This window comes from Curtobacterium sp. APC 4022 (genome assembly GCF_030407555.1).
In the GTDB taxonomy this organism is placed as follows: domain Bacteria; phylum Actinomycetota; class Actinomycetes; order Actinomycetales; family Microbacteriaceae; genus Curtobacterium.
The window spans coordinates 1,529-17,166 of record NZ_JASDDD010000068.1; the positions used below are offsets into that span (position 1 = coordinate 1,529).

Annotated in this window: 16 protein-coding genes and 1 tRNA gene; 7 read left to right on the top strand and 10 right to left on the bottom strand. The window is 70.3% G+C overall.

The genetic code is table 11. The annotated features are described in order from the left end of the window. A partial coding sequence (locus QL987_RS15420; RefSeq protein ID WP_290158490.1) for a helix-turn-helix domain-containing protein occupies nucleotides 1–250 on the bottom strand: 250 nt, incomplete at its 3' end. 37 nt (nucleotides 251–287) lie between these two features. Here QL987_RS15420 and QL987_RS15425 point away from each other — a divergent pair. Beyond that, the gene (locus QL987_RS15425) at nucleotides 288–923 is read left to right on the top strand and encodes an MBL fold metallo-hydrolase (protein WP_253467464.1); all 636 of its coding nucleotides are present in this window, start codon (nucleotides 288–290) and stop codon (nucleotides 921–923) included. 103 nt (nucleotides 924–1,026) lie between these two features. On the opposite strand, the gene QL987_RS15430 is transcribed toward QL987_RS15425, so the two are convergent. From QL987_RS15430 to QL987_RS15440, 3 genes are all read right to left on the bottom strand, one after another. After that, on the bottom strand, nucleotides 1,027–2,139 hold the full coding sequence (locus tag QL987_RS15430; RefSeq protein WP_290158493.1) for an acyl-CoA desaturase: 1,113 nt from the start codon (nucleotides 2,137–2,139) through the stop codon (nucleotides 1,027–1,029). A gap of 119 nt (nucleotides 2,140–2,258) precedes the next feature. Beyond that, a complete protein-coding gene (locus QL987_RS15435) occupies nucleotides 2,259–2,726 on the bottom strand; it encodes a helix-turn-helix domain-containing protein (RefSeq protein ID WP_220039233.1) in 468 nt (155 codons plus the stop codon). 34 nt (nucleotides 2,727–2,760) lie between these two features. Then, nucleotides 2,761–4,020 carry an FAD-dependent monooxygenase gene (locus QL987_RS15440; protein WP_290158495.1) on the bottom strand — a complete coding sequence of 420 codons (1,260 nt, stop codon included), beginning with the start codon at nucleotides 4,018–4,020 and terminating at the stop codon, nucleotides 2,761–2,763. Nucleotides 4,021–4,190: 170 nt separating this feature from the next. On the opposite strand from QL987_RS15440, the gene QL987_RS15445 reads away from it, so the two are divergent. Then, nucleotides 4,191–5,546 (top strand): hypothetical protein, encoded by a 1,356-nt coding sequence (locus tag QL987_RS15445; protein ID WP_290158497.1) that lies wholly within the window; start codon nucleotides 4,191–4,193, stop codon nucleotides 5,544–5,546. A gap of 89 nt (nucleotides 5,547–5,635) precedes the next feature. Here QL987_RS15445 and QL987_RS15450 read toward each other — a convergent pair whose 3' ends face one another. Together QL987_RS15450 and QL987_RS15455 are read right to left on the bottom strand one after the other, a co-directional pair. Then, nucleotides 5,636–6,676, bottom strand: a complete 1,041-nt coding sequence (locus QL987_RS15450; protein ID WP_290158499.1) for an amidohydrolase family protein — start codon at nucleotides 6,674–6,676, stop codon at nucleotides 5,636–5,638. Between the two features lie 127 nt (nucleotides 6,677–6,803). Beyond that, nucleotides 6,804–7,919, bottom strand: coding sequence for a hypothetical protein (locus tag QL987_RS15455; protein ID WP_290158501.1), 1,116 nt, complete (start codon nucleotides 7,917–7,919; stop codon nucleotides 6,804–6,806). Between the two features lie 78 nt (nucleotides 7,920–7,997). Here QL987_RS15455 and QL987_RS15460 point away from each other — a divergent pair, with 78 nt between their 5' ends. Further along, the gene (locus QL987_RS15460) at nucleotides 7,998–8,633 is read left to right on the top strand and encodes a hypothetical protein (protein ID WP_290158503.1); all 636 of its coding nucleotides are present in this window, start codon (nucleotides 7,998–8,000) and stop codon (nucleotides 8,631–8,633) included. A 10-nt stretch (nucleotides 8,634–8,643) separates the two neighbouring features. Here the strand turns inward: QL987_RS15460 and QL987_RS15465 are convergent, their stop codons facing one another. Then, on the bottom strand, nucleotides 8,644–9,309 hold the full coding sequence (locus QL987_RS15465; protein WP_111075781.1) for an SDR family NAD(P)-dependent oxidoreductase: 666 nt from the start codon (nucleotides 9,307–9,309) through the stop codon (nucleotides 8,644–8,646). 115 nt (nucleotides 9,310–9,424) lie between these two features. On the opposite strand from QL987_RS15465, the gene QL987_RS15470 reads away from it, so the two are divergent. Continuing rightward, nucleotides 9,425–9,994, top strand: a complete 570-nt coding sequence (locus tag QL987_RS15470; RefSeq protein ID WP_290158506.1) for a TetR/AcrR family transcriptional regulator — start codon at nucleotides 9,425–9,427, stop codon at nucleotides 9,992–9,994. 486 nt (nucleotides 9,995–10,480) lie between these two features. Further along, entirely contained in the window at nucleotides 10,481–12,001 is a 1,521-nt protein-coding gene (locus QL987_RS15475; RefSeq protein WP_290158509.1) for a SulP family inorganic anion transporter, read from the top strand. A 108-nt stretch (nucleotides 12,002–12,109) separates the two neighbouring features. On the opposite strand, the gene QL987_RS15480 is transcribed toward QL987_RS15475, so the two are convergent. After that, nucleotides 12,110–12,577 carry a hypothetical protein gene (locus tag QL987_RS15480; protein ID WP_290158511.1) on the bottom strand — a complete coding sequence of 156 codons (468 nt, stop codon included), beginning with the start codon at nucleotides 12,575–12,577 and terminating at the stop codon, nucleotides 12,110–12,112. A 104-nt stretch (nucleotides 12,578–12,681) separates the two neighbouring features. On the opposite strand from QL987_RS15480, the gene QL987_RS15485 reads away from it, so the two are divergent. Further along, nucleotides 12,682–13,053, top strand: coding sequence for a hypothetical protein (locus tag QL987_RS15485; protein WP_290158513.1), 372 nt, complete (start codon nucleotides 12,682–12,684; stop codon nucleotides 13,051–13,053). 16 nt (nucleotides 13,054–13,069) lie between these two features. On the opposite strand, the gene QL987_RS15490 is transcribed toward QL987_RS15485, so the two are convergent. Beyond that, nucleotides 13,070–13,141 (bottom strand) — tRNA-Gln (locus QL987_RS15490). A 79-nt stretch (nucleotides 13,142–13,220) separates the two neighbouring features. Here QL987_RS15490 and QL987_RS15495 point away from each other — a divergent pair. Further along, complete coding sequence (locus QL987_RS15495) at nucleotides 13,221–13,715, top strand: MarR family transcriptional regulator (protein ID WP_221849804.1); 495 nt, start codon at nucleotides 13,221–13,223, stop codon at nucleotides 13,713–13,715. A gap of 40 nt (nucleotides 13,716–13,755) precedes the next feature. Here QL987_RS15495 and QL987_RS15500 read toward each other — a convergent pair whose 3' ends face one another. Further along, nucleotides 13,756–15,609, bottom strand: a complete 1,854-nt coding sequence (locus QL987_RS15500; protein ID WP_111076452.1) for an ABC-F family ATP-binding cassette domain-containing protein — start codon at nucleotides 15,607–15,609, stop codon at nucleotides 13,756–13,758. Between the last annotated feature and the right edge of the window lie 29 nt (nucleotides 15,610–15,638).

Below are 15,638 nucleotides of genomic sequence, written 5' to 3' on the forward strand. Positions count from 1 at the left end.
CGGGGTCGGGTGAGCGCTCGACGAGCCCCTGCGCCTCGAGGTCGGCGACCGTCACCCGCATCGACTGGTGCCGCACGCGACGGAGTCGTGCCAGCGCGGCGATGCTCTGGGCGCCGTCGCGGGCCAGGAAGCCGAGCGTCTCGACCTGGCCCTCGGGTGTGGTCTCGGTGCGGCGGACGGCACGGGTGCTGTCGCCGATCGCGCGGCGCAGCGCGTCCGCGTCGTCGAGCGTGAAGTCGCGCAGGGCCATGGGCAGAAGTGTACAGGTCGGCTGTACACTTCCGGTCATGGAACTCACCAAGCACACCCACGCCACCGTGGTCCTCCGCGACGGCGACCGCAGCGTCCTCCTCGACCCGGGTGCCTACACGTCGGCGTCCGCGGACCTCGTCGCCGCAGCCGATGCCGTGCTCGTCACCCACGACCACCCCGACCACTTCGACGCCGAGGTCCTCAGCGCAGCACTCGACGCGCAGCCCGAGCTCCGCGTCTGGGCGCCGGCCTCCGTCGTGGACGCGCTCGGTGCGCACGACGGCCGGGTGGTCGCCATCTCCCCCGGTGACACGATCACGGCGGGCGGCTTCGAGGTCCGCGTGTTCGGGGGCGACCACGCCGTGATCCACGCCGACCTGCCGCCGATGACGAACGTCGGCTTCCTGGTGGACGGCCGCGTGTTCCACCCGGGCGACGCGTACTCGGCGCCGGGTGTGCCGGTGGAGACACTGCTCGTGCCGACCTCCGGCCCGTGGGCGAAGCTCGGCGAGCTCGTCGACTTCGTCCGCGCCGTGCGGCCGGAGCGTGCCGTGCAGATCCACGACCTGATGCTCAGCGAGGTCGGCAAGGGGTCGTTCGCGCAGTTCGCCGGGCAGCTCACCGGCATCGACCTGGTGACGGTCGCCGACGGCGAGACGATCACGGTCTGAGTACCTCGGACGACGAACGGACCGCGGGCCGACTCGAGATCGAGTCGGCCCGCGGTCCGTTGTCGTGCCGGTGCGCTGTGCCGTTCCGTTGTGCTGTCCGGCGTCAGCTGATGCGGAGCTCGCTGGTCATCGGGCAGTCGAACGGGTCGCGTGCTGCGAGTCCGACGCGGTTGAGGTAGCGGACGACGATGCCGTACGAGCGCAGCAGGGTGGTCTCCGTGTAGGGCACGTCGAGGGTGTCGCAGTGGTCGCGGACCAGCAGTCGTGCCTGCTTCAGCGCGGGGCGGGGCATCGAGGGGAACAGGTGGTGCTCGACCTGGTAGTTCAGGCCGCCCATCAGGAACGACACCCACCAGCCGCCGCGGATGTTGCGCGAGGTGCGGACCTGGCGGGAGAAGAAGTCGACCTTGGCGTCGTGGGCGATCGTCGGCATGCCCTTGTGGTTCGGGGCGAACGAGGCGCCCATCATCACGCCGAACACGGCCAGCTGCACCCCGAGGAACGCACACGCCATCCCGAACGGCAGGAACACGAACACGATGGGCAGGTAGATCGCGAAGCGCGCCGCGAGCATGACGCCCTCGACCACACGGTCACGGCGGTCGCTCTTGCCCTCGACCCCGCGGAGCACCGAGGTCACCGCGTGGCGGTGCAGGTTGATGCCCTCGAGCGTCAGGAGCGGGAAGAACAGCCAGCCCTGGTGCCGGACGAGCCAGCGCATCGGGCCGGTAGTGGCGGCAGCGTCCTCGGGGATGAACACGACGCCGTCCGGCGCGATGTCCGGGTCCTTGCCGACGGTGTTCGGGTTGCCGTGGTGACGGGTGTGCTTGTTCATCCACCACGAGTACGACAGCCCGACGACGAAGGTGCCGAGCCAGCGGCCCGCACGGTCGTTCCACTTCCGGGAGTCGAACACCTGCCGGTGCGCGGCCTCGTGCGACAGGAACGCGAACTGGGTGAACAGCACGCCGAGCGCACCCGCCACGATCAGCTGGAACCAGGAGTCACCGAGCAGGGCGAAGACGACCCAGCACGCGGCGGTCGCGACGACGAGGGCGACGAACATCGACCAGTAGAAGCCGCGACGGCGTTTGAGCAGCCCGGCGTCCTTCACCTGCTGCAGCAACGACGAGTAGGTCGACGTGCCGCCGGTGCGGGGGCCGGTCGCGGTTCCGGTCTTCCGGTAGGGGCTGGTGATCACGGATTCGGTGGTCATTCGGGTGCTCCTGTCGACGACGGCACCGTCCCTCGGCAACGTCTCGCATCGTGTACTGAGCGACGCTACTGAGGACGCGACACCGACCGCAAACGTGCCCGTTTCTCAGATCGAGCCTCTCAGGCGTCCGGATCCCCGGTCCTGCCCGGGTCTCCGGGCAACACCGCCGCCAGGCGGTCCAGGAACTCACGGACGACCTCCAGCGTTCCGTCGTCGTACTGGCCGAGCGCGACCTCCAGACCCTGGACCCGCGTCCCGAAGAAACCGTCGGCTCGCCGGCGGGCCGCGTCGGTGGCGCGGAGCGTCACGATCCGTCGGTCCACGCTCTCGCGGGTGCGTGTGACCAGGCCACGTTCCTCCAGTCGCTTCACCAGCGCGTTGGTGGCCCCGGACGTCATGCCGATCCGCCACCGGAGTCGCGCGGCCGACAGCGGGTCGCCCTCGTTCTCCGCCCAGATCACCTCGCCCAGCGCCGCGCCGTCCGACATCGGCAGGTCCATCCAGGCCGCGAAGCGGTGCGCCGACTCCTGGTAGCGGACCGCGTAGTGGCGGAGGGCTTCGAGGGTCTGGGTCCGCAACTCGCTCATGTCCGCAATCCTGGCCGATCCCGGCGGGCGACCGTCACACCATCTGGAGGGTCGGGTAGTGCGGCAGCACCGGCACGTGCTTCTCGCTGGTCAGCAGGTTCGCCTGCGCGAACCTCCGCACCGGGGCGGACGCAGCGATCCGGAGGGCTGTCTGCACGGCGCGGACTCCGAGACGGGACGACGGGTGCATGAGCTTCGCTCCGCCGCGCGGCAGCCCCTGCGCGCTGTCGGCGTACCCGCGCAGGAGGCCCTCGTAGCGTCCGGCAGCTCGGCGCACCGCGCTCGCGGCGAGGGTGCCGTCACCGTCCCGCGCGGCCCGGGCCAGCTCGCTGGCCAGCTCGCCGGCGAGGACGTGCGCGCCGACCAACGAGAGGGTCGTGCCCATGCCCGTCGGGCCGGACCCCCACGCGGCGTCACCGAGCAGGACCACCCGTCCCTTGCTCCAGCGCGACACGACGACCTGCTCCATGCGCTGCGTGTAGAACTCGACGGGACGCGCCGCGAAGCCGTCGAGGATGCGCTCGGACTGCCATCCCGCGCCGCGGAAGCGCTCGCGCAGGATCGACAGTTGCACGTCGACCGGCAGGCGCTCGAACCCCATCGGCTCCGACTCGAAGGACAGGCTCGCCCGGATCGTGCCCTCGTTGTCCGGGCGGATCGAGGCGACCCGACCGCGCGATGCCGTGTACCAGTCCCAGAGGTCGACGTCGTCCGGGGTGCGGTCGATCGTGCCGTAGGCGATGCTCACCCCGAAGTCGCGGTACTCGGTCTCGTCCGCGAACAGGATGCGCCGGGTGCGGGAGCTGCGGCCCTCGGCGACGACGACCAGGTCGAAACGTTCAGGAGCGCCGCGGTCGTAGCGGACCCACACGCCGGAGTCGTCCTGCTCGGCACCCACGACGAAGTCGCCGTAGCGTCGGTCGATCGAGTCCGGCAGCGCGTCGACCAGGATGCCGGCGAACGTGCCGCGGAGGATCTCGATCTCGGCGGTGGGTCCGTCCTCACCCTCCGCGCGGGGGAACACCGCGTAGGGCTTCCCGTCCTCGCGGACGAAGCGGGTGCCCTGCTCGCCGGTCAGGTGCTGCATCACGGTGTCGCGGAGACCCATGCTCCGCAACACGTCCCGCCCGAGGCCGCGGATGTCGATGTTCTGGCCGGTGGTCCGCTGCTCCGGCGAGCGCTCCAGCAGCGTCACGTCGAACCCGGAGCGGTCGAGGCCCCAGGCGACGGTGGGGCCGGCGATGCTCGCGCCGGTGACCAGGACGCGGGGGCGGTGGTGCGGGGTGGTCGACATGGGGTGTCCTTCGATCCGGGGAAGAGGTGTGTCTCCCGGTTCGAACAATAGCATCACAGTGATATGACTTCGCTGCAAAGCTGAATGTTCTGCTCCCTGGCCGATCGGGGTCGGGCTTGTTGATAACAGTTATCATCTAGACCTCGCCCATCCCGATCTCCAGGAGTTCCATGTCGCCCCGCCACACCCTCCTCGTCCCCGCTCTCGTCCTGGCCGGCGCCCTGCCCCTCGTTGCCACCGTCGCCCCCGCGACTCCGGCCGCCGCGGCACCGAGGGCGCACCACAGCTGGCTCGTCACCGCGGACGCACCTGCCGGACGCCTCTACGTCAACGACGCCGTCACCGGCCGACGCACCGCGACCCTCCGCGGTGTCACGCTCGGGACGCACGCCGGCACCGTCCAGCTCGGCCACGGGCGGATCGCGTTCATGGACGAGTCGAAGCCACAGCTCGACGTCCTCGCCATCGGCTCCGGAGGCACGGCGCGGATCGTGCAGCACTACGCCGTCCCGAACGCCGACGGCCGCTGGGAACGCGCCGGCTGGCTCGCCACCGACACCTCCCGCCGCCACCTCGCGGTCGGCTCAGACTTCGACGGCTCCACACACCAGCGCGTCACCGTCATCGACCTCGGACGGGAGGTCGCCCACACGGCCGACATCACCACCTCCGCCGTGACACTGGCCACGACCGGCAAGCGCGGCACCGAGGAGGTCGAGACCTTCCTGGTCGGCAGCCCCCTGCGCCTGGTCGTCACCGCCGGCGGCCGGCTCGACGCCTACTCCGTGTCCGACATCATGCGGGGTGCGACGCGGCCACACCGGATCGCGACGACACCGCTGGGCGCGTACCCGCACGGCCCGGTCGTCAACGCGACCGGCACCGTCATCGGCTCCGACCTCGCCACCGGCGTGCAGACGGTCCGGCTCACGAAGAACGGGTTCACGGGTTCCAGCTCCGCCGCCTACCCGCAGCCGAGCGTGCAGAGCTACCGCCCGCGGATGGCTCCCGACGGCACGACCGCGATCGGCGCGCAGGCCGGCACCACGACCGCGGGCACCAGCTGGGACCGGGTGCCCGCGTACCTCACCGCGTCGTCGACGTCGTCGGACAGCATCCGGAGCGTCGCACTCGGGACGGGGCTGTTCACCCGCGCGGTCGTCACGTCGCGGTTCGCCGCCGTCGCACTGACGTCGGGTTCCGGCGACTCGCTCGTCCTGGTGCAGAAGCAGGCCGACGGCATCTACGACGGCCGCAGGACGTCCGTCGCACTCCAGCCGTTGCGACACGGTCCGGTCGCCGGACAGTCGGCGACCGCGACGGCCGTGCGCTTCGCCGCGGCGACCGACGACGGCACGAGCGTGTTCGTCACGCGCGGTGGTGAGGGCACGATCACGCAGGTCGGCACGGCGGGCGCGAAGCCGTCGGTGACCCGCACCATCACCCTGCCGACGGACCTGTCGGACGGCGGGTACCTGACGACGGTCGACTCGACGGCGACGCCGTACGACCTCAGCGGGCGCTGACCTCAGCTGGTGCTGACCGCCGCCGGGCCGTTGTCGCCGAGTGCGGCGACGGCCCGCGCGGCGACGGCCCGCGCGACCGTGGCGTCAGGTCACGCCAAGCGCGGGAAGAGCTGCTCGGCAGCGGAACGGTCCACGTCCCCGAGCCGCTCCGCGCCAGGGCCGTCGTAGGTCTCCAGGCAGTGGTCGAAACGAGCGGTCCAGTCCGGGTGCGCGTAGGGGAAGTCGCTGCCGTAGAGCACGTGACCCGGCTCCGCGAAGGCCAGGAGTGACGGCAGAGACGTGGGTGTCGCCGACAGGGCCGTGTCGAAGTAGAACTTGCGCAGCCCCGCTTGGATGCCCTCCGGTGTGGTGCCTGGGTTGAACATCGCGGCGGCTCTGAACCGACTCGCGGCGTAGGGCAGGAACCCGCCGGCGTGCGAGAGGATCACTCGGAGCTCCGGGTGCCGGTCGAACACGCCGTGGGCGACGAGGTCGACGGCGGTCCGGGTGGTGTCGAACGGGAAGTCGAGCAGTGCCGTGGGCATGCCGGGCAACTGCTGGATCGGCGGAGCGGTGGGATGGACGAAGACCACGGCCGAGCGTGCCGCGAGCTCGGTCCAAAGCGGCTCGTACGCGGGATCGCCGAGGTACCGACCGTGCGCGTTCGACAGCAGGAGTACACCGTCTGCGTGGAGCTCGTCGAGTGCGCGCACGGCTTCGGCGACGGCACCGTCGAAGTCCGGCAGCGGCAGCACCGCGAAGTGCCCGAAACGGTCCGGCTGCTCCCGGACCAGTTCGGCCTGGTGGTCGTTCAGTTCACGCGCGAGATCGCGGGCCGCGGCGTCGTCACCGAAGTGGACACCCGGCGCGCTGATCGACAGCATGCCCGTCTCGATGCCCGCCTCGTCCATCATCGCGATCGCCGCCCCGGGGCTCCACTCCGGCATCGACCAGCCGCCGATGGCCCGAGGACCACGACGCGGTGCCGTCCCGCCGCTGTCCCCCCACGGATCCCACTGGGCGCTCCCGCCCGTCGCGGGCTGCGCCTGCCCCGGGGCGCCGACGCCCATCGCTCGCGATCCTGCCGCGGCGAGCGCCTCGAAGTAACGGGGCGGGAGCAGGTGCTGGTGCACGTCGATCTTCCCTGGCATGATTCGGTCCTCCGATCGTCCTCGGTGACGAGGGCTGGTTGCGGTTCTGCAGTGGTGGTGTTGGTGGCCCCTCCCGCTCGGCCAGGAAGCTGTCCGAGCGGTCGGGGACGCTGATGTCCCGCCGGCCTCAGGACGACGAGGTCGACGGCAGGACCACCGTCCCGCGACCGGCTCCGGAACGCGCCGCAGCCTCTCGCCGGGTCCGGATGAGCATCGCCGTCAGGGTGAGCAGGATGCCCGCTCCTGCCCAGATCCCCAGCCGGATGATCGGGACAGCCACGGCCGCGCCGTCGAAGTACTGGACGGACCGGAGCAGGTCGAGCGCGTCGCCCTGGGGGAAGACGTACGAGAGTGTCTGGAAGAAGTCGTTGAGGACGTGGATGCCGAGCGGACCGCCGGAGGACGTGTTGCCGAGGATCACCAGGGCGAGTGTCATGGCGAGTGCCGCGATGGTCCCGCCCAGGGCGGCCACACCGGTGACCGCTCCCCCGATCGCGACCCCGGTCAGCCAGAGGACGCCGAACACGGCCCAGGGACCAACCGTGACCGCCCCGAGACCGGAGTCGATCCAGAGGGTGATCAGACCGGCGAGCAGACCGGCGTAGAGGACGAGGACCACACTGCGCTCGACGAACTTCGTCGCCGTGTCGACCGTGCCGAGGATGCGTCCGAACACCGTCGCGCCGAGGGCGGCGCCGAGCCCCGCGAAGAGGATCGCGTAGAACTCGACCGATCCGACCGGGTCCTTCTTCGGCAGCGGTGCGAGGTCGGTGGCCGTGTTGGTGGTCTGCAGCTTCGCCGCGATCGAGTCGCCGACACCGGAGATCGCCTGGCCGAGGCCGCGCCCACCACCACTGGCGATGTAGGTGGTGACGCCTCCCTTGCCGGGTGCCGGCAGGACGACGGCGCCGTCGACGTCACGGTCGAGCACTGCGGCGCGCGCCTGTCGAGCGGACGCCACGACCGTCAGGTCCAGCGATCCCTGCTGCTCGAGCGCGACGATCGTGTCGGCGTCGCCGGTGACCGCGAGCTGGACGTTGTTCGGCGTCGGGTTGCCGAACGCGCTCGAGTAGCTCGTCAGCATCGCCATCGCCAGGAGCAGGATCGCGATCCCACCGAGGACCAGGTTGCGGTAGCGATGGGCCGACCCCGGCCCTTCGGAGTCGAGCGAACCGCCGGCGACCGCCGCTTCGAACTCGGGGTGCTGCGGAACGTCTCCCCGGCGAGGTGCCGTCTCAGTCACGTGCGTCATCATTTCCTTTACAGTTGTCCAATAGATGACGAACGTACATCAGCGGTCGAGCTCTGGCAAGATGGAGTCATGCCCGACCCGACGAAGACGGCGACACTCGGGGCCCAGCGCGTGGACCCGCGTGTCACCCGCACCCGCGCGGCCCTGATCCGGGCACTGGCGGCCCTGGTGTCCGAGGCACCGAAGGGCGAGACGATCCCGATGAGCGCCGTGGCGCAGCGAGCCGGCCTGAGCAGACAGGCACTCCACAACCACTACGGCAACGTCGGGGACCTGGCCACGGACCTCTGGATCAGCCGCCTGCTCGATGACTGGCTGCCGCTCGACCAGAGTGCGGCGAACCTCCCGCAGGCCCTCACCGACGCAGTCCGGGCGCGCGGCATCGAACCGTTGCTCACCGCAGGGCGCGCGGATCGGGAGTTCTTCGACAAGCTCCGCGCCATCCCACGCGGCGAGCGCGTCGCCGAAGTGCTGGCGTCGGCGATGACGACGTGGTTGACGGAGTCGGATCACGGTCGTCACCGACGGGAGATCGCACTCACCGGGGACGCTCGGACCTTCACGATCGGCGGCATGATCGCGCTGGTGTCGACGTGGCAGATGTCAGCCGATCCGCCGAGCACCGCGCAGCAGGTCGCCACGCTCCGGTCGTTCGCCGCGGCCGCCGCAGGCGCTGCAGGCGACAGCGGCAGCCGCGGCGAGTGATCACCAGGCGTCAGCCGTCGTACGCGACGTAGTGCAGCTCGGCGTCCCGCCGCTCGTCGTGGAGCGTCACGTAGGACTGCGCGATGACCGCCGGCTCGGCATCCGGTCGCCCACCCCCGATCAGTGCGGTGATGGCGACGAAGCCGACGTAGACACCCTTCTCCGCCAGGGCCGCGTTGAGGTTGAGCGTCCAGTTGCGGAGCCCCGCCGCGGCGATGTTGACGTTCCCGCGGACCGGCGTCGGCGCAAGTGCACCGCCGCCGGTCGTCACGAGCACCGTGCCGGAACCCGCGGCGACCATGTCCGGCAGGACCTCACCGACGGCCGCGATGGCGCCTCCGAGGTAGAAGTCGATCTGCGGCTGCAGGTTCTCCATCGTCACGTCCACGGCATCGACCGACTCCAGAGTCCGGTCGGCCGGGGAGAACTCCAGGACGTCGATCGGGCCGAGCGTCTCCCGGATGGAGCGGAGTGCGGCCCGGATCGTGTCGGGCGCGCCGACGTCGGCCGTGAACCCGCGAGCCTGGATGCCCTCCGCGGTGAGCTGTGCGGCGAGGGCGTCCACCTTCGATCGGTCGCGGGCCACGAGAGCCACGTCGAAGCCCTTCTGCCCGAATGCCCGGGCGATCGCGAGCCCCAGGCCGGGTCCTGCTCCGATGATCGTGATGAGGGGCATGGTGTGTCCTTCCGCGGCCCGCTGGGGGACCTAGTGTCGGTGCGGTAAGTTGAGGTCGTCCTCAAATCCACTTGAGCCTATGTTGAGGACGCCCTCAAGATCCTTCGGAGTCGCTGTGAGCACCGCCCCCCGCCTGCGCCGAGATGCGCAGGCGAACGTCGAGAAGCTGCGCGCCGCCGCCATCGCGGTCTTCACACAGCGAGGGCTCTCCGCGCCACTGGAGGACATCGCCCGCGAAGCCGGTGTGAGCATCGGGACGCTCTACAACCGCATCGGCTCGCGTGAAGACCTCATCGACGCCGTCGTGCCGGACATCGCGGGCGCGAAGCTCCGGACCCTCCGGGAACGGACACTGGCCCAGGACACTCCGCGCGCGCAGCTCGAGACCTTCATCGCCGAGATGATCGACCTGCAGCGGAGCGACCCGGCCATGAACGACGCGATGCTCCGGCGGTACCCCGACGCCGTCCTCCTCATCAACGCGTGTGAACGGTCGATGGCGCTCGGAGCAGAACTCGTGGACAACGCCCACGCCGCCGGGGCCCTCTCCCCCGACTTCACCGTCGATGACCTGATGACCGTGCTCTGGATGGCGGGGATGGCCTGCCACGACCCGGCCGCTCCGGAAGGATGGCGCCGGGTCGTCGACCGCAGCGTCGCCGCCGCGTGGACCGCCGGGGGATGACGGCTGGTCGCTGACCGACCGACCGGCGCCGCACCGATCACGGAGCTGGGCGGAGCTGGTACCTGCCCTACAGGTACCAGCTCCGGGGTGCTCGCTGACCCGACCCGAACGGGCTTCGCGAACTGCTGTCCATGATGCCGGACCCCACTGACATTCCTGAGCAGACGAGCAGCATCCGTCGTTCAGCGACTCGTGGAAGCGCTGTGGAGGGCAGCCGCGGTACGTCGTGTCACCGCGCCGCGGAGGCCGATGCGCGCTCCGCGACCGCGCCGAGGTACATCAACAGCCCACTCGTCGCCGTCGTGTCTTCGTTGCCCACTTGCGCACCAACCCTTCCGTTGCGTTAGAGTCGGAAGCAGCCAACCCTCTCGTTACGGAAGGGTCAGGCTCTCCGCCGGTCCTCCTGCGATCGGCGTGCGCGACGAAGCGCCCCACGACATTCCCCCGCGGGCGCCGAGCGTCCGCTTCCCTCACCGAAGGAGAACCGTGACGACCGTCACGCAGTCCGTGCCCGTCCAGGTGCACCACAGTCCCACCGTCCTGTCCGCCCTGCGGAACCCGAGGATCCTGCTCCGTGAGGTCCTCGCTGGCCTCGTCGTGGCCCTCGCGCTGATCCCGGAAGCGATCTCGTTCTCGATCATCGCCGGCGTCGATCCGCGCGTCGGCCTGTTCTCGGCGTTCGTGATGGCCGTGGTGATCTCGTTCGTCGGCGGACGTGCCGCGATGATCTCCGGCGCGACCGGCGCCATCGCCCTCGTCGTCGCCCCGGTCATGAAGGACCACGGCCTCGACTACCTCATCGCCACCGTCCTGCTGGGCGGGGTCTTCCAACTCGTCCTCGGCGGGCTGGGAGCGGCGAAGCTGATGCGGTTCGTGCCACGGTCGGTGATGGTCGGGTTCGTCAACGCGCTCGCGATCCTGATCTTCACCGCGCAGCTGCCGAACATCTTCGGCGTCGACTGGCTCGTCTGGCCGATCGGCGCCGCCGGGATCGCGATCATCGTGCTCCTGCCCCGGCTCACCAAGGCCATCCCCGCACCGCTCGTCGCGATCGTCGTCCTGACCCTCGTCACCGTGCTCGCATCCCTCGCGATCCCGACCGTCGGCGACGAGGGCAAGCTGCCGGACAGCCTGCCGACGCTGTTCATCCCGAACGTCCCGTTGAGCCTCGAGACGCTGACGATCATCGCCCCCTACGCCCTCGCGATGGCCCTGGTGGGACTCCTCGAATCGCTGATGACGGCGAAGCTCGTCGACGAGGTCACCGACACCGGTTCCCGCAAGACCCGCGAAGCCCTCGGGCAGGGGGTGGCGAACATCGCCTCCGGGCTGTTCGGTGGCATGGGCGGCTGCGCGATGATCGGCCAGACGATGATCAACGTCAAGGCCTCCGGAGCCCGCACCCGCATCTCCACCTTCCTCTCCGGTGTGTTCCTGCTCGTCCTCGTCGTCGGGCTCGGCGACATCGTCGCGATCATCCCGATGGCTGCCCTCGTCGCCGTGATGGTCATGGTCTCCATCGGCACCTTCGACTGGCACAGCATCAAGCCCTCGACGCTCAAGCGGATGCCCGTCGGGGAGACGATCGTCATGGTCCTCACCGTCGTCATCGTCGTCGCCACCGACAACCTGGCCATCGGCGTCATCATCGGCGTGATCGCCGCGATGGTCGTCTTCGCCCGACGGGTCTCGCACTTCACCTCCGTGACCCGGAGCATCGAGGCGACCGACAGCGGCGAGCAGCACGCCCTCTACACGGTCGAGGGTGAGCTCTTCTTCGCCTCGAGCAACGACCTCACCACGCAGTTCGACTACGTCGACGACCCCGACCTCGTCGTCATCGACATGACGAAGTCACACATCTGGGACGCCTCCACCGTCGCCGCGCTCGACGCGATCGAGACGAAGTACCACCAGCACGGCAAGCGGGTCGACATCCGCGGCATGAACGACGCCAGCCAGGCATTCCACGGCCGCCTCGCCGGGAACCTCGGCGCCGGCCACTGACCTCCTGCACGGGAGGACCGTGCGGACGCCGACAGACACCGCTCGCGTCACCCCGCGGTCGCGTCACCCTGGCGTCGGACCATGTCGGCGTAGTCGCCCTCGGCGCACTCAGACTCCGCCGTCAGCGCGTACCCACGAGGGTCGGCGTAGAGGTCGACGGAGGTCGTCGGAGGTCGTCGGACCGCCGGCGCCGCGGACACCCACGATCGGATCGGCACCGCCGCTCTGGTACCGCTCAGTGGTCACACCCCGCTGCTTCCACATCCGTTCGATGGCGTCGACGTCAGCGTGTGGATCGTCCCCGGCCGGGCGGTCGACGATGAGGACCCACGAGACGCCGTCGTCGCCGTCGCCCGTCGTGCACGGGCTGAGCCCGGCGCCTCCCCGGGGCATCCAGTCCCCGCCGAGCACCGCCGTCGAGCGGTCGACGAAGGCGGTGACGGCATGCTTCGCCGCATCAGGTGTGATCGAGGTCGCGCCGGTCTGGACCGGTCGCACCGCTGTTCCTGCGCAGCTCGTCACGAGGACTGCCGTGGCTGCGAGGGCTGCGCTCACGGCGAGGGTCCTGCGGATCATCGTCTCCTCATCCGCGAGTGTCACAGCGTGGGCTGACGGTGGGCATACTGCTCATCGAACCACGAGACGAGGCAGCGCACGGCGCCGGAACGGGGAGTCCTGACATGCAAGAAGTCTTCTTCCTCTCGTCCATGGACAGCGAGCGGTTCTCGTCCGTCTTCCGGTGCGAGGTGGAACGACCGATCGAGCTGCCGAACGGCCACCATGCGCTGATGGTCAGCTGCGATCCGCCGCTGAACGGTCAGGAACTCGGCCACCCGCTCGGCATCGGAGGATTGTTGCTCTGGAGTCGGTTCGCGGACGAAGACCTGTGGACCTTCCCCGCGTTCCCGCACTTCGTGCAGATCTGTCTGCCTGACGCAGAACTGCGTGTCGATGCCATGCCCACGAGCATCGCCTGGGGCGAGATCTACGAGACCGAAGCAGACGCGACCGCCCACGAGATGAGCACTCGCCCGCGCTCCTCGGTGGAGTGACCGACCCGTCGAGGAGCTCCGCCTCCAGGATTCGAACCCGGACCTAACGGCACCAAAGGCCGTCGTGCTGCCATTACACCAAGGCGGAACGCCCCCGGAGGAGCCCGACCATCCTCCCATGTGCCCGACACTGGTCGTGCGCCGCCGATCCACGCCATGATGGACGGATGCCGCCAGAGGACGAGGTCGACCGGATCGTCGCGGCGTGGGGCCGGGAGCGTCCGGACCTGGACTTCGCGCCGCTCGACGTGCTGTCCCGGGTGGACCGGCTCGCCCGGCACCTGGACCGGGCCCGGCGGCAGGCGTTCGACGCGGGCGGCATGGAGCCGTGGGAGTTCGACGTCCTGTCGGCACTGCGACGCGCGGGTGACCCGTACGAGCTGAGCCCCAAGGCCCTGCTGCAGCAGACCCTGGTCACCAGCGGCACGATGACGAACCGGGTGGACCGGCTGGCCGCACGCGGACTGGTCGCCCGCCGGACCGACCCCCGGGACGGCCGCGGCATCCTGGTGTCCCTGACGGCTGCCGGACGGCGCGCGGTGGACGCCGCCATCGCGGACCTGCTCCGTGCGGAGCGGGACATCCTGGCCGGGGTGTCCGACGCCGACCAGGGCCAGCTGGCGGGACTGCTGCGCCGGCTCATCCTGGGGCTCGGCGACTAGCGCCGACCCCGCAAGAGCCCGTCCGGCAGCCCGGACCGCGCTACACCCCGAGCTGCTCCGCGACCTCGAGCCACCGCTCCTCGAGCTGTTCGACCTCGGCGTCCAGCGCGGTCAGCTCCGCCTGCAGCTTGCCGAGCCCCTCGTAGTCGGACTGGTCGTGCGCGCCGAACGCCTCGAGCCGCTTCTTCCGGTCCAGGGCGAGCTTGCTGATGCGGCGGTCGAGCGCCGACATCTCCTTCTCCACCACGCGACGCTCCGCGCCGGAGAGCGTCGGCGCAGCCGCCGTCCCCGCCGGACGCAGCCCCGAGGCGGCGGCGACGGCGGACGACCCGGCCGTGTCGGGCCTCCCGGCCGATGCCGCGGCAGCAGCCGACGCCGTCCCGCCACCGGTGCCCGCGGCCCGGAGCTTCATGTACTCGTCGACGCCACCGGGCAGGTGACGGAGGTGCCCACCGAGGACCGCGTACTGCTGGTCGGTGACACGCTCCAGCAGGTACCGGTCGTGGCTGACCACCAGGAGGGTGCCCGGCCAGGTGTCGAGGAGGTCCTCCATCGCGGCGAGCATGTCCGTGTCGAGGTCGTTCGTGGGCTCGTCGAGGATCAGCACGTTCGGCTCGTCGAGCAGGATGAGCATGAGCTGGAGGCGACGCTTCTGCCCGCCGGACAGGTCCTTCACCGGGGTGGAGAGCTGCTCCGAGGTGAACCCGAGGCGCTCCAGCAGCTGCGACGGCGTCATCTCCTTGCCGTCGGCGACGTAGCTCGTCTTCTTGCGCGCCACGACCTCGCGCACGCGGTCCTCGGCGAACTGCGCGAGGTCGGCGAGCTGCTGGTCGAGGACCGCGATCTGCACCGTCTTGCCCGTCTTCACCCGGCCGGTCGTCGGCTGCAGCTTTCCGGAGACCAGGTTGAGCAGCGTGGACTTGCCGGCACCGTTCGGGCCCAGGATGCCGGTCCGCTCACCCGGGGCGATCCGCCACTCGATGTCCTCGATGATCATCGTGCCGTCGAACGACACGCCCGCGTCGAGGAGGTCCACGACGTCCTTGCCGAGGCGCGCCGTCGCCATCTGCGACAGCGCGACGGTGTCGCGGATCGGCGGCACGTCGTCGATCAGGGCGTTCGCCGCATCGATGCGGAACTTCGGCTTGCTCGTCCGTGCGGGGGCGCCGCGGCGGAGCCAGGCGAGCTCCTTGCGGGCCAGGTTCTGGCGGCGCTGCTCGCTCGACGCGGCCTGCCGGTCACGCTCGACGCGCTGCAGGATGTACGCCGCGTAGCCGCCCTCGAAGGGCTCGACGACGCCGTCGTGCACCTCCCACGTGTCGGTCGACACCGCGTCGAGGAACCACCGGTCGTGGGTCACGACGACCATGCCGCCCTGGTTCGCGGACCAGCGGCGGTTGATGTGCTCGGCCAGCCACTGGATGCCCTCGACGTCCAGGTGGTTGGTCGGCTCGTCGAGGAACAGCACGTCCCAGTCGCCGACCAGGAGGCGCGCCAACGCCACCCGACGTCGCTGCCCGCCCGACAGTTCGTCGACCGTGACGTCCCACGGGATGTCGGAGACGAGGCCCCCGATGACGTCGCGGATCTTCGCGTCGCCAGCCCACTCGTGCTCGGCGAGGTCACCGACGACGACCTGCCCGACGGTCATGCCCTCGGGCAGGATGTCGCGCTGGTCGAGGTAGCCGATCGTCACCCCACGTCGGTGCGTGACGCGGCCGTCGTCCGGTTCGAGGCGCTGTGCGAGGAGCGCGAGCAGCGTCGACTTGCCGTCGCCGTTGCGGCCGACGACGCCGATCCGGTCGCCCTCGTCGAGGCCGATGGTCACGCTGTCGAAGACGACACGGGTGGGGAACTCGAGATGCACGTTCTCGGCGCCGAGGAGATGAGCCACCTGACCAGGGTAGGCGGGGCGCGGGGGTG